The sequence below is a fragment of the Mesorhizobium sp. M4A.F.Ca.ET.050.02.1.1 genome, from assembly GCF_003997725.1.
Lineage (GTDB): Bacteria > Pseudomonadota > Alphaproteobacteria > Rhizobiales > Rhizobiaceae > Mesorhizobium.
Window position 1 is genome coordinate 1 of sequence record NZ_RZSG01000083.1, and the last position, 13,124, is coordinate 13,124.

10 protein-coding genes and 2 pseudogenes are annotated in these 13,124 nt (G+C 65.0%); 4 read left to right on the forward strand and 8 right to left on the reverse strand.

The genetic code is table 11. The features are described from left to right. From EOA33_RS09010 to EOA33_RS09020, 3 genes are all read left to right on the forward strand, one after another. The coding region (locus tag EOA33_RS09010) for a mannitol dehydrogenase family protein (protein WP_145989092.1) at positions 1 to 1,088 on the forward strand (1,088 nt) is incomplete at its 5' end. A 20-nt stretch (positions 1,089 to 1,108) separates the two neighbouring features. Then, positions 1,109 to 1,792, forward strand: a complete 684-nt coding sequence (locus EOA33_RS09015) for an HAD-IA family hydrolase (protein ID WP_126057035.1) — start codon at positions 1,109 to 1,111, stop codon at positions 1,790 to 1,792. Then, entirely contained in the window at positions 1,789 to 3,375 is a 1,587-nt protein-coding gene (locus EOA33_RS09020; protein WP_126057034.1) for an FGGY-family carbohydrate kinase, read from the forward strand. The genes EOA33_RS09015 and EOA33_RS09020 overlap by 4 nt, the downstream gene beginning before the upstream one ends. Here the strand turns inward: EOA33_RS09020 and ugpC are convergent. The 6 genes and pseudogenes from ugpC to EOA33_RS09050 all read right to left on the reverse strand — a co-directional run bounded on the left by ugpC (position 3,368) and on the right by EOA33_RS09050 (position 9,775). Continuing rightward, a complete protein-coding gene (gene ugpC, locus EOA33_RS09025; protein ID WP_126057033.1) occupies positions 3,368 to 4,477 on the reverse strand; it encodes a sn-glycerol-3-phosphate ABC transporter ATP-binding protein UgpC in 1,110 nt (369 codons plus the stop codon). The genes EOA33_RS09020 and ugpC overlap by 8 nt on opposite strands. A gap of 2 nt (positions 4,478 to 4,479) precedes the next feature. After that, entirely contained in the window at positions 4,480 to 5,526 is a 1,047-nt protein-coding gene (locus tag EOA33_RS09030) for an NAD(P)-dependent alcohol dehydrogenase (protein ID WP_127405452.1), read from the reverse strand. Positions 5,527 to 5,541: 15 nt separating this feature from the next. Continuing rightward, a complete protein-coding gene (locus EOA33_RS09035) occupies positions 5,542 to 6,369 on the reverse strand; it encodes a carbohydrate ABC transporter permease (protein ID WP_189375563.1) in 828 nt (275 codons plus the stop codon). Then, complete coding sequence (locus tag EOA33_RS09040; RefSeq protein ID WP_127405453.1) at positions 6,366 to 7,232, reverse strand: sugar ABC transporter permease; 867 nt, start codon at positions 7,230 to 7,232, stop codon at positions 6,366 to 6,368. Before EOA33_RS09040 ends, EOA33_RS09035 begins: the two co-directional genes overlap by 4 nt. A gap of 111 nt (positions 7,233 to 7,343) precedes the next feature. Continuing rightward, a pseudogene (locus EOA33_RS09045) lies at positions 7,344 to 8,617 on the reverse strand (extracellular solute-binding protein). A gap of 240 nt (positions 8,618 to 8,857) precedes the next feature. After that, positions 8,858 to 9,775 carry an AraC family transcriptional regulator gene (locus EOA33_RS09050; RefSeq protein ID WP_127405454.1) on the reverse strand — a complete coding sequence of 306 codons (918 nt, stop codon included), beginning with the start codon at positions 9,773 to 9,775 and terminating at the stop codon, positions 8,858 to 8,860. A 207-nt stretch (positions 9,776 to 9,982) separates the two neighbouring features. Between EOA33_RS09050 and EOA33_RS09055 the strand changes: the two are divergent. Further along, positions 9,983 to 11,374: pseudogene (locus tag EOA33_RS09055) on the forward strand (MATE family efflux transporter). A 43-nt stretch (positions 11,375 to 11,417) separates the two neighbouring features. Here EOA33_RS09055 and EOA33_RS09060 read toward each other — a convergent pair. Continuing rightward, on the reverse strand, positions 11,418 to 12,221 hold the full coding sequence (locus EOA33_RS09060) for an ABC transporter permease (protein WP_126057026.1): 804 nt from the start codon (positions 12,219 to 12,221) through the stop codon (positions 11,418 to 11,420). Next, positions 12,218 to 13,072, reverse strand: coding sequence for an ABC transporter permease (locus EOA33_RS09065; RefSeq protein ID WP_127405455.1), 855 nt, complete (start codon positions 13,070 to 13,072; stop codon positions 12,218 to 12,220). The genes EOA33_RS09060 and EOA33_RS09065 overlap by 4 nt, the downstream gene beginning before the upstream one ends. Positions 13,073 to 13,124 lie beyond the last annotated feature (52 nt).

The window sequence follows — 13,124 nt, forward strand, 5'->3', positions numbered from 1 at the left end:
TCACCGAAGGCGGCTATTTCATCGATCCGGCTTCCGGCGAGTTCAATCCGACCCACCCCGACATCGTCGCCGACGCGCAAGCAGGTGCCACGCCGAAGACCGTGTTCGGCCTCATCCTTGCCGGGCTGGTGCGCCGTCGCGCCGACGGCATCGTGCCGTTCACCGTCATGTCCTGCGACAACATCCCCCATAACGGCCACGTCACCTCCGACGGCGTCATCGGCCTGGCGCGGCTGATCGACGAGGCTCTCGCCACCTGGGTGAAGGACAACGTCGCCTTTCCAAATGGCATGGTCGACCGCATCACGCCGGCCACCACCGACCGCGAGCGCGGCATCCTCGCCAGCGATTTCGGGCTGGAGGACAACTGGCCGGTGTTCTGCGAGCCGTTCCGGCAATGGGTGCTGGAGGATCATTTCACCGCCGGACGGCCGCCGCTGGAAAAGGTCGGCGTGCAGTTCGTCAAGGACGTCGCGCCCTACGAATTGATGAAGATCCGCATCCTCAATGGCGGCCATGCCACGATCGCCTATCCGGCCGGGCTGATGGACATCCATTTCGTGCATGAGGCGATGCAGGAGCCCCTGGTTCGCGGTTTCCTCGCCAAGCTGGAACGCGACGAGATCATCCCGACCGTGCCGCCGGTGCCGGATACGGTGCTGGAGGATTACTACCAGCTCATCGAGCGCCGCTTCTCCAATCCAAAGATCGGCGACACCATCCGCCGGCTCTGCCTCGACGGCTCCAACCGGCAGCCGAAATTCATCATTCCGACCATCGCCGACCGGCTGACGGCGGGCAAGGGCGTCGCCGGCCTCGCGCTGGAGTCCGCGCTGTGGTGCCGCTACTGCTTCGGCACCACCGACAGCGGCGCCGTCATCGAACCGAACGATCCGAGCTGGGACCGCCTGCGGGCGACCGCCAGGGCGGCGAAAGACGCCCCCGGCGCCTGGCTTGCCATGGAGGACATCTATGGCGATGTCGGCCGTTCCGCCGCCTTCGCCGAGGCCTTTGCCCATGCGCTCGACGTCTTGTGGGCAAACGGCGCGCGCGAGACGCTGACGCGCTATCTCGCCGGCCAGCTCTGAAGCCGCCGGAAGCAGCCAGGATGACGCCTGAACTGGTCATCTTCGACTGTGACGGCGTGCTGGTCGACAGCGAGGCGCTGTCGGTCTCGGCACTGCTCGGCATGATCGCGCTCGCCGGCGGCATGGTCTCGGAGGATGCCGCCTACGAGCACTTCCTCGGCAAGAGCATGAAGAGCGTGCGCGAGATCCTCGGCAGCGAGTTTGGGCTCGAGATCAGCGACCAGCACCTCACCACGATGCGCGTCGACCTGATGCGCAAGTTCCGTGAGGAATTGAAGCCGATCCCCGGCATCAAGGAGGTGCTACCGAAACTTGGCCTGCCTTTTTGTGTCGCGTCCTCCGGCACGCTGGAGCGCATCCGCTACGCGCTCGAGGTCACCGGGCTGCTCGGGCTGATGGAGCCGCATTTGTTCAGCGCCGCCATGGTCAAGCGCGGCAAGCCGGCGCCGGACCTTTTCCTCCATGCCGCCGCCAGCATGCGGGCAAAACCGCGCAAATGCCTGGTCATCGAGGACAGTCCGGCCGGCGTCGCCGCGGCCCGCGCGGCGGGGATGCGGGTCTTTGCCTTCACCGGCGGCTCGCATGCCGACAACCCCGCCTTGAAAGCGCGGCTTGCGTCGAGTGAACCGGACTTTATATTCGCTGACATGCTGCAATTGCCCGATCTGATTGCAGGCCTGGGAGCGAGAGTAAAAGCATCTTGACCAACAGTTTCGTTTGCGCGGTCGATGTCGGCACCGGGAGCGCCCGCGCGGGCATTCTCGACTCCCGTGGCACCCTGCTCGGGCGCGCCGATCATCCGATCGCCATGCATCAGCCCAAGGCCGATCACGCCGAGCATGATTCGCGCGATATCTGGTCGGCCGTCTGCAAGGCCGTGCGCGCCGCCGTCGCCAAGGCCGGGGTCGCGGCCGATGATGTCGTCGGCATTTCCTTCGACGCCACCTGCTCGCTCGTGGTGCGAGGCAGGGATAGCGAACAACTCAGTGTTTCGGTCACCGGCGAAAAGCGCTGGGACACCATCGTCTGGCTCGACCATCGCGCCATCGCCGAAGCCGACGAATGCACGGCGAGCGGCCACGCCGTCCTCGATTATATCGGCGGCGTCATGTCGCCGGAAATGGCGACGCCCAAGCTCATGTGGCTGAAGCGCCATTTGCCCGGAACATGGAACGAAGCCGGCTATCTGTTCGACCTCACTGATTTCCTGACCTGGAAGGCGACCGGCTCGCTGGCTCGCTCGCAATGCACGCTGACCGCCAAGTGGACCTATCTGGCGCATGAGAAGACAAGCTGGCGGCGCGACTTCTTCGAGGCCGTTGGCCTCGGCGACCTGTTCGAGCACGGCAATTTGCCGGAAAAGGCCAGTCCGGTTGGCGCCGATATCGGCCCGTTGACGGCGCAAGCGGCGGCAGAGCTGGGCCTGACCGAAAAATGCCGGGTCGGCGCCGGCGTCATCGACGCCTATGCCGGCGCGCTCGGCGTCCTCGGTGGCTTTGCCGGCGACGAAAAGAACATCAGCCGGCATCTGGCGCTGATCGCCGGCACCTCTTCCTGCGTCATGGCGATGTCGCCCGACCCGCAGCCCTTCGCCGGCGTGTGGGGGCCATATTATGGCGCGGCGCTGCCGACGCTCTGGCTGTCGGAAGGCGGCCAGTCGGCGACCGGCGCGTTGCTCGACCACATCATCCGCTGGCATGGCGCCGGTGGCGAGCCGAATACAGCGATGCATGCGAAGATCGCCAGCCGAGTCGCCGAACTGCGCGCCGCCGAGGGCGAGGCATTGGCGGCGAGACTGCACGTGCTGCCGGATTTCCATGGCAACCGCTCGCCGCTGGCCGACCCGCACGCCGTCGGTGTCGTCAGCGGGCTGACGCTCGACTCTTCCTTCGACAGCCTGTGCAAGCTCTACTGGCGCACCGCCGTCGGCATCGCGCTCGGCGTGCGTCACGTGCTGGAGGCGCTGAACGAGAACGGCTACCTGATCGACACTCTGCACGTTACCGGTGGCCACACCAAGAACCCGCTGCTGATGGAGCTCTACGCCGACGCGACCGGCTGCACGGTCATCGAGCCGCTGGCCGACGAGGCGGTCTTGCTCGGCACCGGCATGGTGGCTGCCACCGCCGCCGGGCTCTACCCGGATCTCAACGCGGCCTGCGTCGCCATGCAGCAGGGCGGCAGGAAGCGCGCCGCCAATCCGGCGGCCGGCGCCCGATTCGACCGCGACTACCGCATCTTCCTGGAGATGCACCGGCAGCGGCAGGCGCTCGACGCGATCAGCTGAGCAGGCTGCCGTTTCGTTCCGGCTTGCGTAGCGATGCGCCCGAAGTCGCGTCGAAGAGGTGGATGCTTTCCTCGTCGAATGTGTAGCGGACCGGCGTGCGCAAGGCCGGGCATTCGCGGGCCGGCACCAGCGCGCTGATCTCCCTGCCGCCAGAGCCGAACGTCACCAGCGCGTCGTTACCATGGAATTCGATGAGATCGGCGGTGCCCTGCAAGAGGCTCCGGCCATCGGCGCCGGCCGTCTTCAGGTCGGGAGGCCGGATGCCGAGCATGGCGCGATCACCGTGCTGGAGATGGAAACCCGAGCCGTCTATTGAAAGTACCGTTCCGGCGCCGGTCAGCGTCCAGCCATTTCCGGCCCGGCCGATCGCCACCTCGACGAAATTCATGTTCGGCGTGCCGATGAAGCCGGCCACGAACAGATTGTCCGGCCGGCGATAGATCTCGGCTGGCGAGCCGACCTGCTCGATGACGCCGTCCTTGAGCAGCACGATGCGGTCGGCCAGCGTCATCGCCTCGAGCTGGTCGTGGGTGACGTAGACCGTCGTCGTCTTCAACGACTGGTGCAGCCTTGCGATCTCGATGCGCATGTGATTGCGCAGCTTGGCATCGAGGTTGGACAGGGGCTCGTCGAACAGGAACACCTTGGGCGTCTTGATCATCGCGCGTGCGATTGCCACGCGCTGCTGCTGGCCGCCGGAGAGCTCGGTCGGCTTGCGGCCGAGATAGGGTTCCAGCCCAAGCGTGCTGGCAACCGCCTCGACCCGTTTCCTGATCTCGGCCGCCGCCACTTTCTGTCGCCTGAGCCCGAAGGCGATGTTGTCGAAGATCGTCATGTGCGGATAGAGCGCGTAGTTCTGGAACACCATGGCGATGCCGCGGTCGCCGGGCTCGAGGTCGTTGACCACCTTGCCGCCGATCGACACCTCGCCGCCAGTGATGTCCTCCAGCCCGGCGAGCATCCTGAGCAGCGTGGACTTGCCGCAGCCGGACGGCCCCAGGAACACGACGAATTCATGCTCCTCAATGCTGAGGTTGAGGTCGCGGATGACGGTGGTTGCGCCATAGGCCTTGTCGACATGGGAGCAGACGATTGCGGACATGGTCAGCCCTTCTCGCCGGTAAGCAGGATCTGCAGCTTGACGTCCTGCGGGTTGCCCTCGGCCGCCCGCTCGAACGCCTTGATGCTGTCTAAGAAATCATAGGTGCCGGTGATCAGCGGCTTGAGGTCGACCTTGCCGGAGGCGATCAATTGCAGGGCGCGGTCGAAGATGTTGGCGTAGCGGAACACCGTCTCGATGCGCGCTTCCTTCGAGATCGCCGCCGGCACGTCGAGGCTGACCGGCTCCACCGGCAGTCCGACCAGCACCACCGCGCCGCCTGGCCGCACGATGTCGAACAAATTGGCGAAGGCTTTCGGGTTGCCGCTGGCTTCGAAAACGATGTCGGCGCCCCAACTGTGGGTCGCTGCCGCGACGGCGTCGACCAGCGACTGCTCGCCGATATTGACCGGCACGATGCCTTGATACTGCGCGGCGATCTTCAGCTTGGGCGCCGAGAAGTCGGAGATCAGCACCTTCGAGCAGCCGCCTGCAAGTGCTGCCAGCGCGATCATGATGCCGATCGGGCCGCAGCCGACGACGACGGCGACATCGCCGGGCACGATGCGCGCCCGCGCCGCTGCCTGCATGCCGATGGCGAAGGGCTCGACCATGGCGCCTTCGGCGAAGGAGACATTGTCCGGCAGCCTGTAGGTGAAGGCCGCCGGATGCACTGCGAAAGGCGCAAGCACGCCATGCACCGGCGGCGTCGCCCAGAAACGCACGTCCGGATCGACATTGTAGATGCCGAGCTTCGTCGCGCGCGACGACAGATTCGGCACGCCGGGCTCCATGCAGACGCGGTCGCCGACCTTCAGGCTCGCGACGTTGGCGCCGACCTCGACGATCGTGCCTGACGCCTCATGGCCGAGCACCATGGGCTGGCGCACGATGTAGCTGCCGATGGCGCCGTGCGTGTAGTAATGCACGTCGCTGCCGCAGACGCCGACGGTGTGAATGGCGATCCTGACGTCGTCCGGTCCGACGTCGAGCGGCAGCGCGATCTCGCGCAGCGACAGTTCGCCCTTTTTCTCAAGTACCAGTGCCTGCATCGGGTAATCCTCGCATCAAGTCTTCTTTTGCCGGAAAACGGAATTCAGGAAGCCGCTGAGCACGCCGAGGAACAGCAGCGGCGGCAGCGACAGCAGCACGACCGAGGCGTTGAGGATGCCCCACGGCACGTTCATGCCTTGCTGCGACAGTTCCGAAGCGACGATCGGCAGCGTCTTGGCGTTGGAGCTGGACAGCATCAGCGCGATCAGGAACTCGTTCCAGACCAGCACGAAGCTGAACGCGATCGCGCCGGCGAGCGAGCGCGCGGCGACCGGCAGCGCGATGCGCCAGAACACCGAATAGGCGCCGTAGCCGTCGACGAAGGCCGCTTCTTCGATCTCCTTCGGCACGCTTTGGAAGGCCGGAATGGCGAGCCACATGATCACCGAGATGGTGAGCTGCGAATAGGTGACGATCAGTGCCGGCAGCGTGTCGTAGAACCCGACCTGCAGCCAGATCACCATCAGCGGTATGGCCACCGCCACCGGCGGCAGGAAGCGCAGCGACAAGACGAAGAACTGGATGTCGCCGGCGAAGCGGTTGGGATAGCGCGCCACCGCATAGGCCGCCGGCAGGGCGAGCACGATGCCGATCAGCACCGCCGCACCGCAGGCCACGACCGAGTTGTAGAGCCCGGTCAAGACGCTGTCGCGGCCGAGAATGTAGGCGATGTTGGCAAGCGTCGGCGTGAACACCAGGCGCGGCACCCGCGTGATGATGTCGACATTGTTCTTCAGCGCATTGAGCGCCGTCCAGACGAGCGGAAACACGGCGAGGAATCCGGCCAGCGCCAGGATGGCCTTGGCGATCAGGCGGCCCGGTCTTATCCGATATTGCTTCATGCCTGCACCCGCTTCCACAGCAGCGTGAAGGTGATGACCGTGGCGATCATCATCAGCACGGCCATCGCCGAGGCGTAGGAGACTTTGCCGGACTCGATGAAGCCTTGCGAGAAGGCATACATATCGAGCGTCTCGGTCGCGACGCCCGGCCCGCCGCGCGTCATCACATAGATCAGGTCGAAGGAGCGCAGCGACTCGATCATCTTGACGAACATCAAGCTGATCAGCGGCGCCTTGAGCATCGGCAGCGTCACATAGGTGTGGATCTGCCAGCGCTTGGCATGGTCGAGCCGCGCCGCCTCGATCGGCTGCGGCGGCAAGGTTTCAAGCAACTTCAGTATGATGACGGCGAAGAACAGCCCCCATTGCCAGACATCGACCGAGGCGACTGCGAACAGCGCGGTCGAGGCCTTGGAGAGCGGATCGAAGATCAGGCCGCCGGTGACCAGCCGGTAGGGATAGGTGGCGATGCCATAGAGCGGATGGTAGGCGAACTTCCACACGAAGGCCGCCGAGACACGCGGCAAAAGCACCGGGATGATGAACAGCAGGCAATAGATGTTGCGCAGCCGCGGCGACGCCACTTCGAACATCAGCACGCCGAGCCCGATCGCAACCACCATGGTCGCCACGACGGTGACGATCTCCCATTTGACCGAGACCCAGACGGCGTTGAGGAAGCGGCGGTCGAGGAAAAGCTCGGCGAAATTCGAGAACCACACCCAGGAATAGCCCGGCGAACTCAGCTCGCGGTTCTGCAGGGCGATGACGATGGCGTAGAGCGTCGGCACCATCGACACCACCAGCAGGATGGCGAGCGTCGGGACAAGAAATGTGACGGGCAGGGAAGAGCGTCGGCGCATGGCCTATCCTCGCGGGCCTTTCGGGTGTTGGCGGGTCGTGTGAAGAACCCGCGGCGCGCAGGTCCCGGCATTTCGGCGAATGCCGTGGACCGCGCGCCGCGGACGGGAGGACTACTTCTTCTTCACCAGCTCGTTGGCGTAGGCCTCGAGCTCGTTGAGGCTGCCCTTGATGTCGGTTCGCGTGCCGGTGACCAGCTCTTCGAGGATGATGCCCCAGCGGTCGCCGAGATCCGGCCAGCGCGGATCCTGCCAGAAGTTCACCGCCGTCACCTTGCCTGTTTCGGCCAGCGCCTGGCCGAGATCGGCGCCGTAAATGTCGGCGAATTCCTTGCTGGACAGGATGCTGGTGCGGTTCAGCTCGCCGAACTGGTGCGCGTCGAGCCGGCGCTTCTCGTTCTCCTTCGATGTCGCCCAGGCGACGAACAAGCCGGCGCACTTCTTCGAGGCGTCGTCCGGATTGGCCTTCGTCGCGATGGCGAGGCCATGGCCGTAGCCGCCGCCAGGCAGTGGCGCGGGCGGCGGCAGGAAGCCGACCTTGCCGACCACCTGCGAGGTTTTCGGATCGACCGCCATGCCCGACAGCGGCGTCGATTCGACGAGGATGGCGACCTGGCCGGAGAGGAAGGCGCCGGTCGATTCATCCCAGCTGCCGGTCTGCGTGCCGGGCGCCGAATCCTTGAACAGCTTGAGGTAGGTCTCGGTCGCCTTGACCGCGGCGTCCGAATTGAAAGCCGGCTTATCGCCGTCGAACCACTTGCCGCCATAGGCCTTGAAGTAGGGCATCCAGCGCCAGACATTGGCGCCCGAGCCGCGCGCGCCGCGCAGCGCGATGCCGTACATGCCTTTGTCGGCATTGGTCAGCTTCGGCACGTCGGCGAGCAGATCGTCCAGTGTCTTCGGCGGCTGGATGCCGGCGGCCTCCAGAATGTCCTTGCGATAGACCATCAGGTCGCCGCCGCCGGTCAGCGGCGCGAACCAGACCTTGCCGTCATAGGTGGCGACCTTCTGCCGGCCCGGATCGAAGTCGGCGAAGTCGTATTCGGCCGGATAATAATCGGCGAGCGGCGCGATCCAGCCGACGACGCGAACAGCGCGACATTGGCTTCGTCGACATAGTAGACGTTGTAGTTGCCGACGGTGGACGCATCGGCGCGCGACTTTGCCCGGCGGTCGTTCTCGTTGAGGTAGTCGATCTGGAAGCCGGCGCCGGAGAGCTTCTTGAACTCGTCCTTGGAGTCCTCCAGCAGCGTCAGTCCGTCGCGCGGCTGCGCCAGCACCTTGACCGGCGCCGAGCAGACCGGCGCCTGCGCCAGCGCCATCGTTGAAGCGGAAGCGGTAAGCACGAAAGCTGCGCCCAGGCTGGCAGCGAGCCGAGTTGATTTCATTGGTTTTTCTCCTCCAGGAATCGTCGCGGGAAGCGGCTGTCCTCGGGCTAAGCGACCCTCACCGTCGCCCGAGCGACTTGCCACCCGTCGCCAAAATGAGGAGTTGCAAAGGGGCACGCTAGAAGCCCCGTTGCAGCAAACCTGTACTTTTATGCATTGTGCGGCGCAAAAAACCACCAAGGCGGGACCGACCTGTCACACGAGTATCAGTGCTGTTTTGGGAGTCGGTTCTCGACCGGATCAGGCCCGCATCGCCAGCCGCTGCCGCGACAGCTTGCGGTAGGATGACGGCGTCATCTTGTGCTTGCGCAGGAAGGCGCGGTTAAAGTTGGAGATGTTCATGTAGCCGACCTGGAAGCAGATGTCGGTGATCGGGATCTCGGTGTCGGAAAGCAGCTTGCAGGCCTGCCACAGCCTGAGTTTGGCGACATGGTCGCTGAAGCTGTTGCCTGTGTTCTTCTGGAAGAAGCGCGAGAATGTGCTTTCGCTCATCCCGGCCAGCTCCGCCACATCCGGCAGCTTCAGGTCCTCGGCGAAGTGCTGGAACAGATAGGTCAGCGTGCGCTGGATGATGTCGAGCGATTGGGCGTCGAGCAGCGGCGAGAAATCGGGCGACGACAACAGCTCGTATTCATCGGTGCTGGCCAAGAGGTCGACCAGCTCGAGGAACAGGCAGAGCCGTGGCAGCCCGTGCACCGTGCCCATCCGTTCCAGCAGCGCGGCGCCGTCGATTGCCGTCTGTCCGTGGAAGACCATGCCGCGCAGCGACCGCTCCAGGAACGGCTCCAACTCGCGCAGCTCCGGCAGCAGGCCCGCCGAGCCGCGCAGCCGCTGCGGATCGAACTGCAGCACGATATCGCGCCCTTCGATCAGCTCGCCGGGCTGCACGGCGGTCACCCAGTCATGCGGCAGGCCACCGCCGACGATCGCCAGGTAACCCGGCCCGAACTCGCCGATATGATCGCCCACCAGCGCCACGCCCGACGATTTCCTGAGCAAATGGATTTCGTATTCCGGATGGAAGTTCCAGACATTGCGTTCCCACGGATAGTCGTCCAGACGCCATAGGAAACTGTCGCTCGCTTCGGTGACGATATGCTCGAAGGAGGGCACGGTGCGCGGGATCGCGGCGGTATTTTTCCTTTGTCTGAACGTCATCCATTCCTCCCGTCCCGGAAACCCGTAGCAGGCTCCGCGCGGCAAGTGAACGAGGCGCCGGCGCCGCTGGCTCAATGGTTCGCCGCCCGTCCTCCTTGCCTTCATGTCGCATTTCGTTCAATAGACGACGCAAACGGCGCCATTTTGCGCCGTTTGTGTGCGGCTTCCGGGCTCTGTCCCGACGCGCCGTGGTCTGAAGAGCGGAAAATGTCTGCGATCGAAGCCGGCGCTCGCGCGCCGGAAAATCTTTGGCGTCAGGAAATCAGGGCGACGCTGGCGCTTGCCTGGCCGATGGTGCTGACCAATCTCGGCCAAACCGCCATGACCGCGACCGACGTCATTATGATGGGCCGGCTGGGGCCGGACACGCTGGCAGCCGGCGCGCTCGGCGCCAACCTCTATTTCATGCCGCTGATCTTCGGTCTCGGCCTGATGCTGGCGACCTCGCCGATGATGGCGACCGAGCTCGGTCGCCGCCGCCATTCGGTGCGCGACCTGCGCCGCACCGTGCGCCAGGGCCTGTGGCTGGCGATCCTGATCTCGATCCCGATCTGGGTCTTCCTCTGGCACGGCGAGAGCGTGCTTCTGGCCATGGGCCAGGAGCCCAGGCTGGCGCATCAGGCCGGCATCTATCTGCGCTGGCTGGAATGGGCGGTGCTGCCCTTCTAGCTGCGTTCCTTCATCTCGGCGCTGGAGCGGCCGGGCTGGGCGCTGGTCATCGTCTTCGTCGCCGTCGCCTGCAACGCCTTCTTCAACTGGGTGTTCATGTTCGGCAATCTCGGCGTCGCGGCGATGGGCATTTCCGGCTCTGGCCTCGCCACTTCGCTGTCCAGCACGCTGATGTTCGCCGGTTTGGCGGCGGTGGTGATGCTCGAGCAGAAATTCCGCCGCTACCACCTGTTCGGCCGCTTCTGGCGCTCCGACTGGCCGCGCTTCAAGGGTCTGCTCGGGCTCGGCCTGCCGATCGCCGGCATCCTCGCTTTCGAGGTGACGATCTTCAACGCCGCGGCCCTGCTGATGGGTCTGATCGATGCGGACTCACTGGCCGCGCACGCCATCGCGATCCAGATCGCCTCGATCTCCTTCATGGTGCCGCTCGGCCTCAACCAGGCCGTCACGGTGCGCGTCGGCCTGGCTCATGGCGCCGGCAATCCGGAAGGCGTCTCCCGCGCCGGTTGGACGGCCTTTGTCATCGGCGTTTCCTTCATGGCGCTGATGGGGCTGGTGATGATCCTGTGGCCGCACCTCCTGATCAGCGCCTTCATCGATCTGACCGATCCGGCCAATGCCAGGGTGATCGCGCTTGCCGTCTCCTTCCTGGTCTTCGCCGCGCTATTCCAGATCTTCGACGGCGCGCAGGCGGTGACGGCCGGCATGCTGCGCGGCCTGCACGACACCAAGGTGCCGATGATCTATGCCGCGATCGGATATTGGGGCGTCGGCCTGCCGCTTGGCGTGCTGCTCGCCTTCGATTTCGGCTTCAACGGCGTCGGCATCTGGATCGGCCTGTCGTCTGGACTGGCGGTGGTGGCCGCACTTCTGCTGGCGCGCTGGCTGCGGCGCGACCGCATCACGCCGGCGCTGTCCTACGGGCATTGAGGAACGGCCACCGGGATCGATGGCCGTTGCGTTTCACGGGTATTCAGTTGCCGTCGGAAGACATGGCGCCGAGCAGCCTGCGGATGTCGCCGAACCTGGCGATCGAGCCGAACACCAGCGACGCCACCGCGACGAAGAACACGGACACCGCGGCCATCGTTGGCGTGTAGCCGTAGCGCAGCGCGTTGAAGATCTTGATCGGCAATGTCTCGGTGGTGAAGCCGATCGTCATGTAGGCAACGATATACTCGTTGAGCGACAGCACGAAGGCGAAGGCGTAGCCGGAGACGAGATAGGGCAGGATCAGCGGCAGCACCACCGTCTTCAGCACCTTGCGGTCGTCGGCGCCCATCGTCGCCGCCGCCTCGACCAGCGAGCGGTCGATCGAGGCGAAGCCCAGTGACAGCGTCACCAGCGGCAGCGTCACGAAGAAGATCGCGTGGCTGATGATGGCGGTGAAGAACTGGCCGAAAAGCCCGACCGTCGCCCAGAAGCTCAAGAAGCCGAGCGCCGTGATGACCGGCGGCAGGATGAAGGGCGCCAGCCCCAACACCTGGAAGATGTTCGCCCATGGCGCGATGCGCCGCCACAGGAACCAGGCAAGCGGCAGCGCGATGGCCACCGCGATCGCCGCCGAGCAGACGGCGAGCGTCACCGAATGGATCAGCGCCAGCCGCCATTCCGGATCGGTGAAGATCTGCGCGTACCAGGCAGCCGAGAAGCCGACCGGCGGGAAGGTCAGTTCCTGGCGCGAATTGACCGAGACACCGGCAACGACGATGAGGGGCGCCGCCAGGAACAGCGCGATGACGGTGAAGTAGAGACGGCGAAGCCAGGTTGCGGTCATAGCGCGTTCTCCCTGCGTCCGACGAGCAGCGTCATGCCGACAAGCGCCAGCGAGATCAGTACCAGGAACACCGCCATCGCCGCCGCGAAGGGCATGTTGGACTGGTAGATCGCCTGGTCGGTGATCAGCACCGAAAGCGTCCAGTGTTGCGGCCGCCCGAGGATCTGCGGCAACAGATAGGAGCCGAGCGCGAAGACGAAGACCATGATCAGCGTCGCCACGATGGTGTTGCGGAGCGCCGGCGCGACGACGTTGAAGAAGGCCTTGACCGGCGAGGCGCCGAGCGTGCGCGCCGCCTCCAGCAGGGTCGGGTCGAGCCGGACGAGCGCTGGATAGAGCACCAGGATCGTGTAGGGCAGCGCCTGGTAGACCATGCCGGTCAGCACCGCGCCGAAAGTCGGCAGCAGCGCCACCGGCTTGTCCATCAGCCCGATCGCCACGAACAGGTTGGTGATGCCCGCCGTGCGCGAGAACAGCGTCGACCAGGCAAAGCCGATGATGACTTCCGACAGCGACAGCACTGACAGCAGGCCGACCAGCCACAGCGTCTGGACGCGGCGCGGCCGCCTGGTTAGGAGGTAGGTGAAAGGGAAGCCAATCGCCACGCAGCAGACGGCGACCAGCACCGCCAGCATCAGCGAAAAGCCGAGCACGCCGCCGAAGAAGACCGACAGGAAGCGCGCGTAATTGTCGATGACGAAATCCGGTGTGTAGAAGCCGGACGGATTGCGCTTGAAGAAGCTCACCGCGATCATCGTCGAGAATGGCACGACAAAGAAGATGATGAGCATCAGGCCCGGAAAGAAGAGCGGCGTGTAGTCGGCTACCGACTTGGGAGCTTCGCGTCTCATGAGCCGAGCACCACGCAGCTTTCCGGCGGCAGCACGATGCCGACCTTGGCGC

Bases quoted from the DNA above. Each gene is read 5' to 3' on its own strand.
- EOA33_RS09015 (WP_126057035.1), top strand. From the start codon at position 1,109: ATGACGCCTGAACTGGTCATCTTCGACTGTGACGGCGTGCTGGTCGAC.
- ugpC (WP_126057033.1), bottom strand. From the start codon at position 4,477: ATGTCCGCAATCGTCTGCTCCCATGTCGACAAGGCCTATGGCGCAACC.
- EOA33_RS09030 (WP_127405452.1), bottom strand. From the start codon at position 5,526: ATGCAGGCACTGGTACTTGAGAAAAAGGGCGAACTGTCGCTGCGCGAG.
- EOA33_RS09035 (WP_189375563.1), bottom strand. From the start codon at position 6,369: ATGAAGCAATATCGGATAAGACCGGGCCGCCTGATCGCCAAGGCCATC.
- EOA33_RS09040 (WP_127405453.1), bottom strand. From the start codon at position 7,232: ATGCGCCGACGCTCTTCCCTGCCCGTCACATTTCTTGTCCCGACGCTC.
- EOA33_RS09050 (WP_127405454.1), bottom strand. From the start codon at position 9,775: ATGACGTTCAGACAAAGGAAAAATACCGCCGCGATCCCGCGCACCGTG.
- EOA33_RS09060 (WP_126057026.1), bottom strand. From the start codon at position 12,221: ATGACCGCAACCTGGCTTCGCCGTCTCTACTTCACCGTCATCGCGCTG.
- EOA33_RS09065 (WP_127405455.1), bottom strand. From the start codon at position 13,072: ATGAGACGCGAAGCTCCCAAGTCGGTAGCCGACTACACGCCGCTCTTC.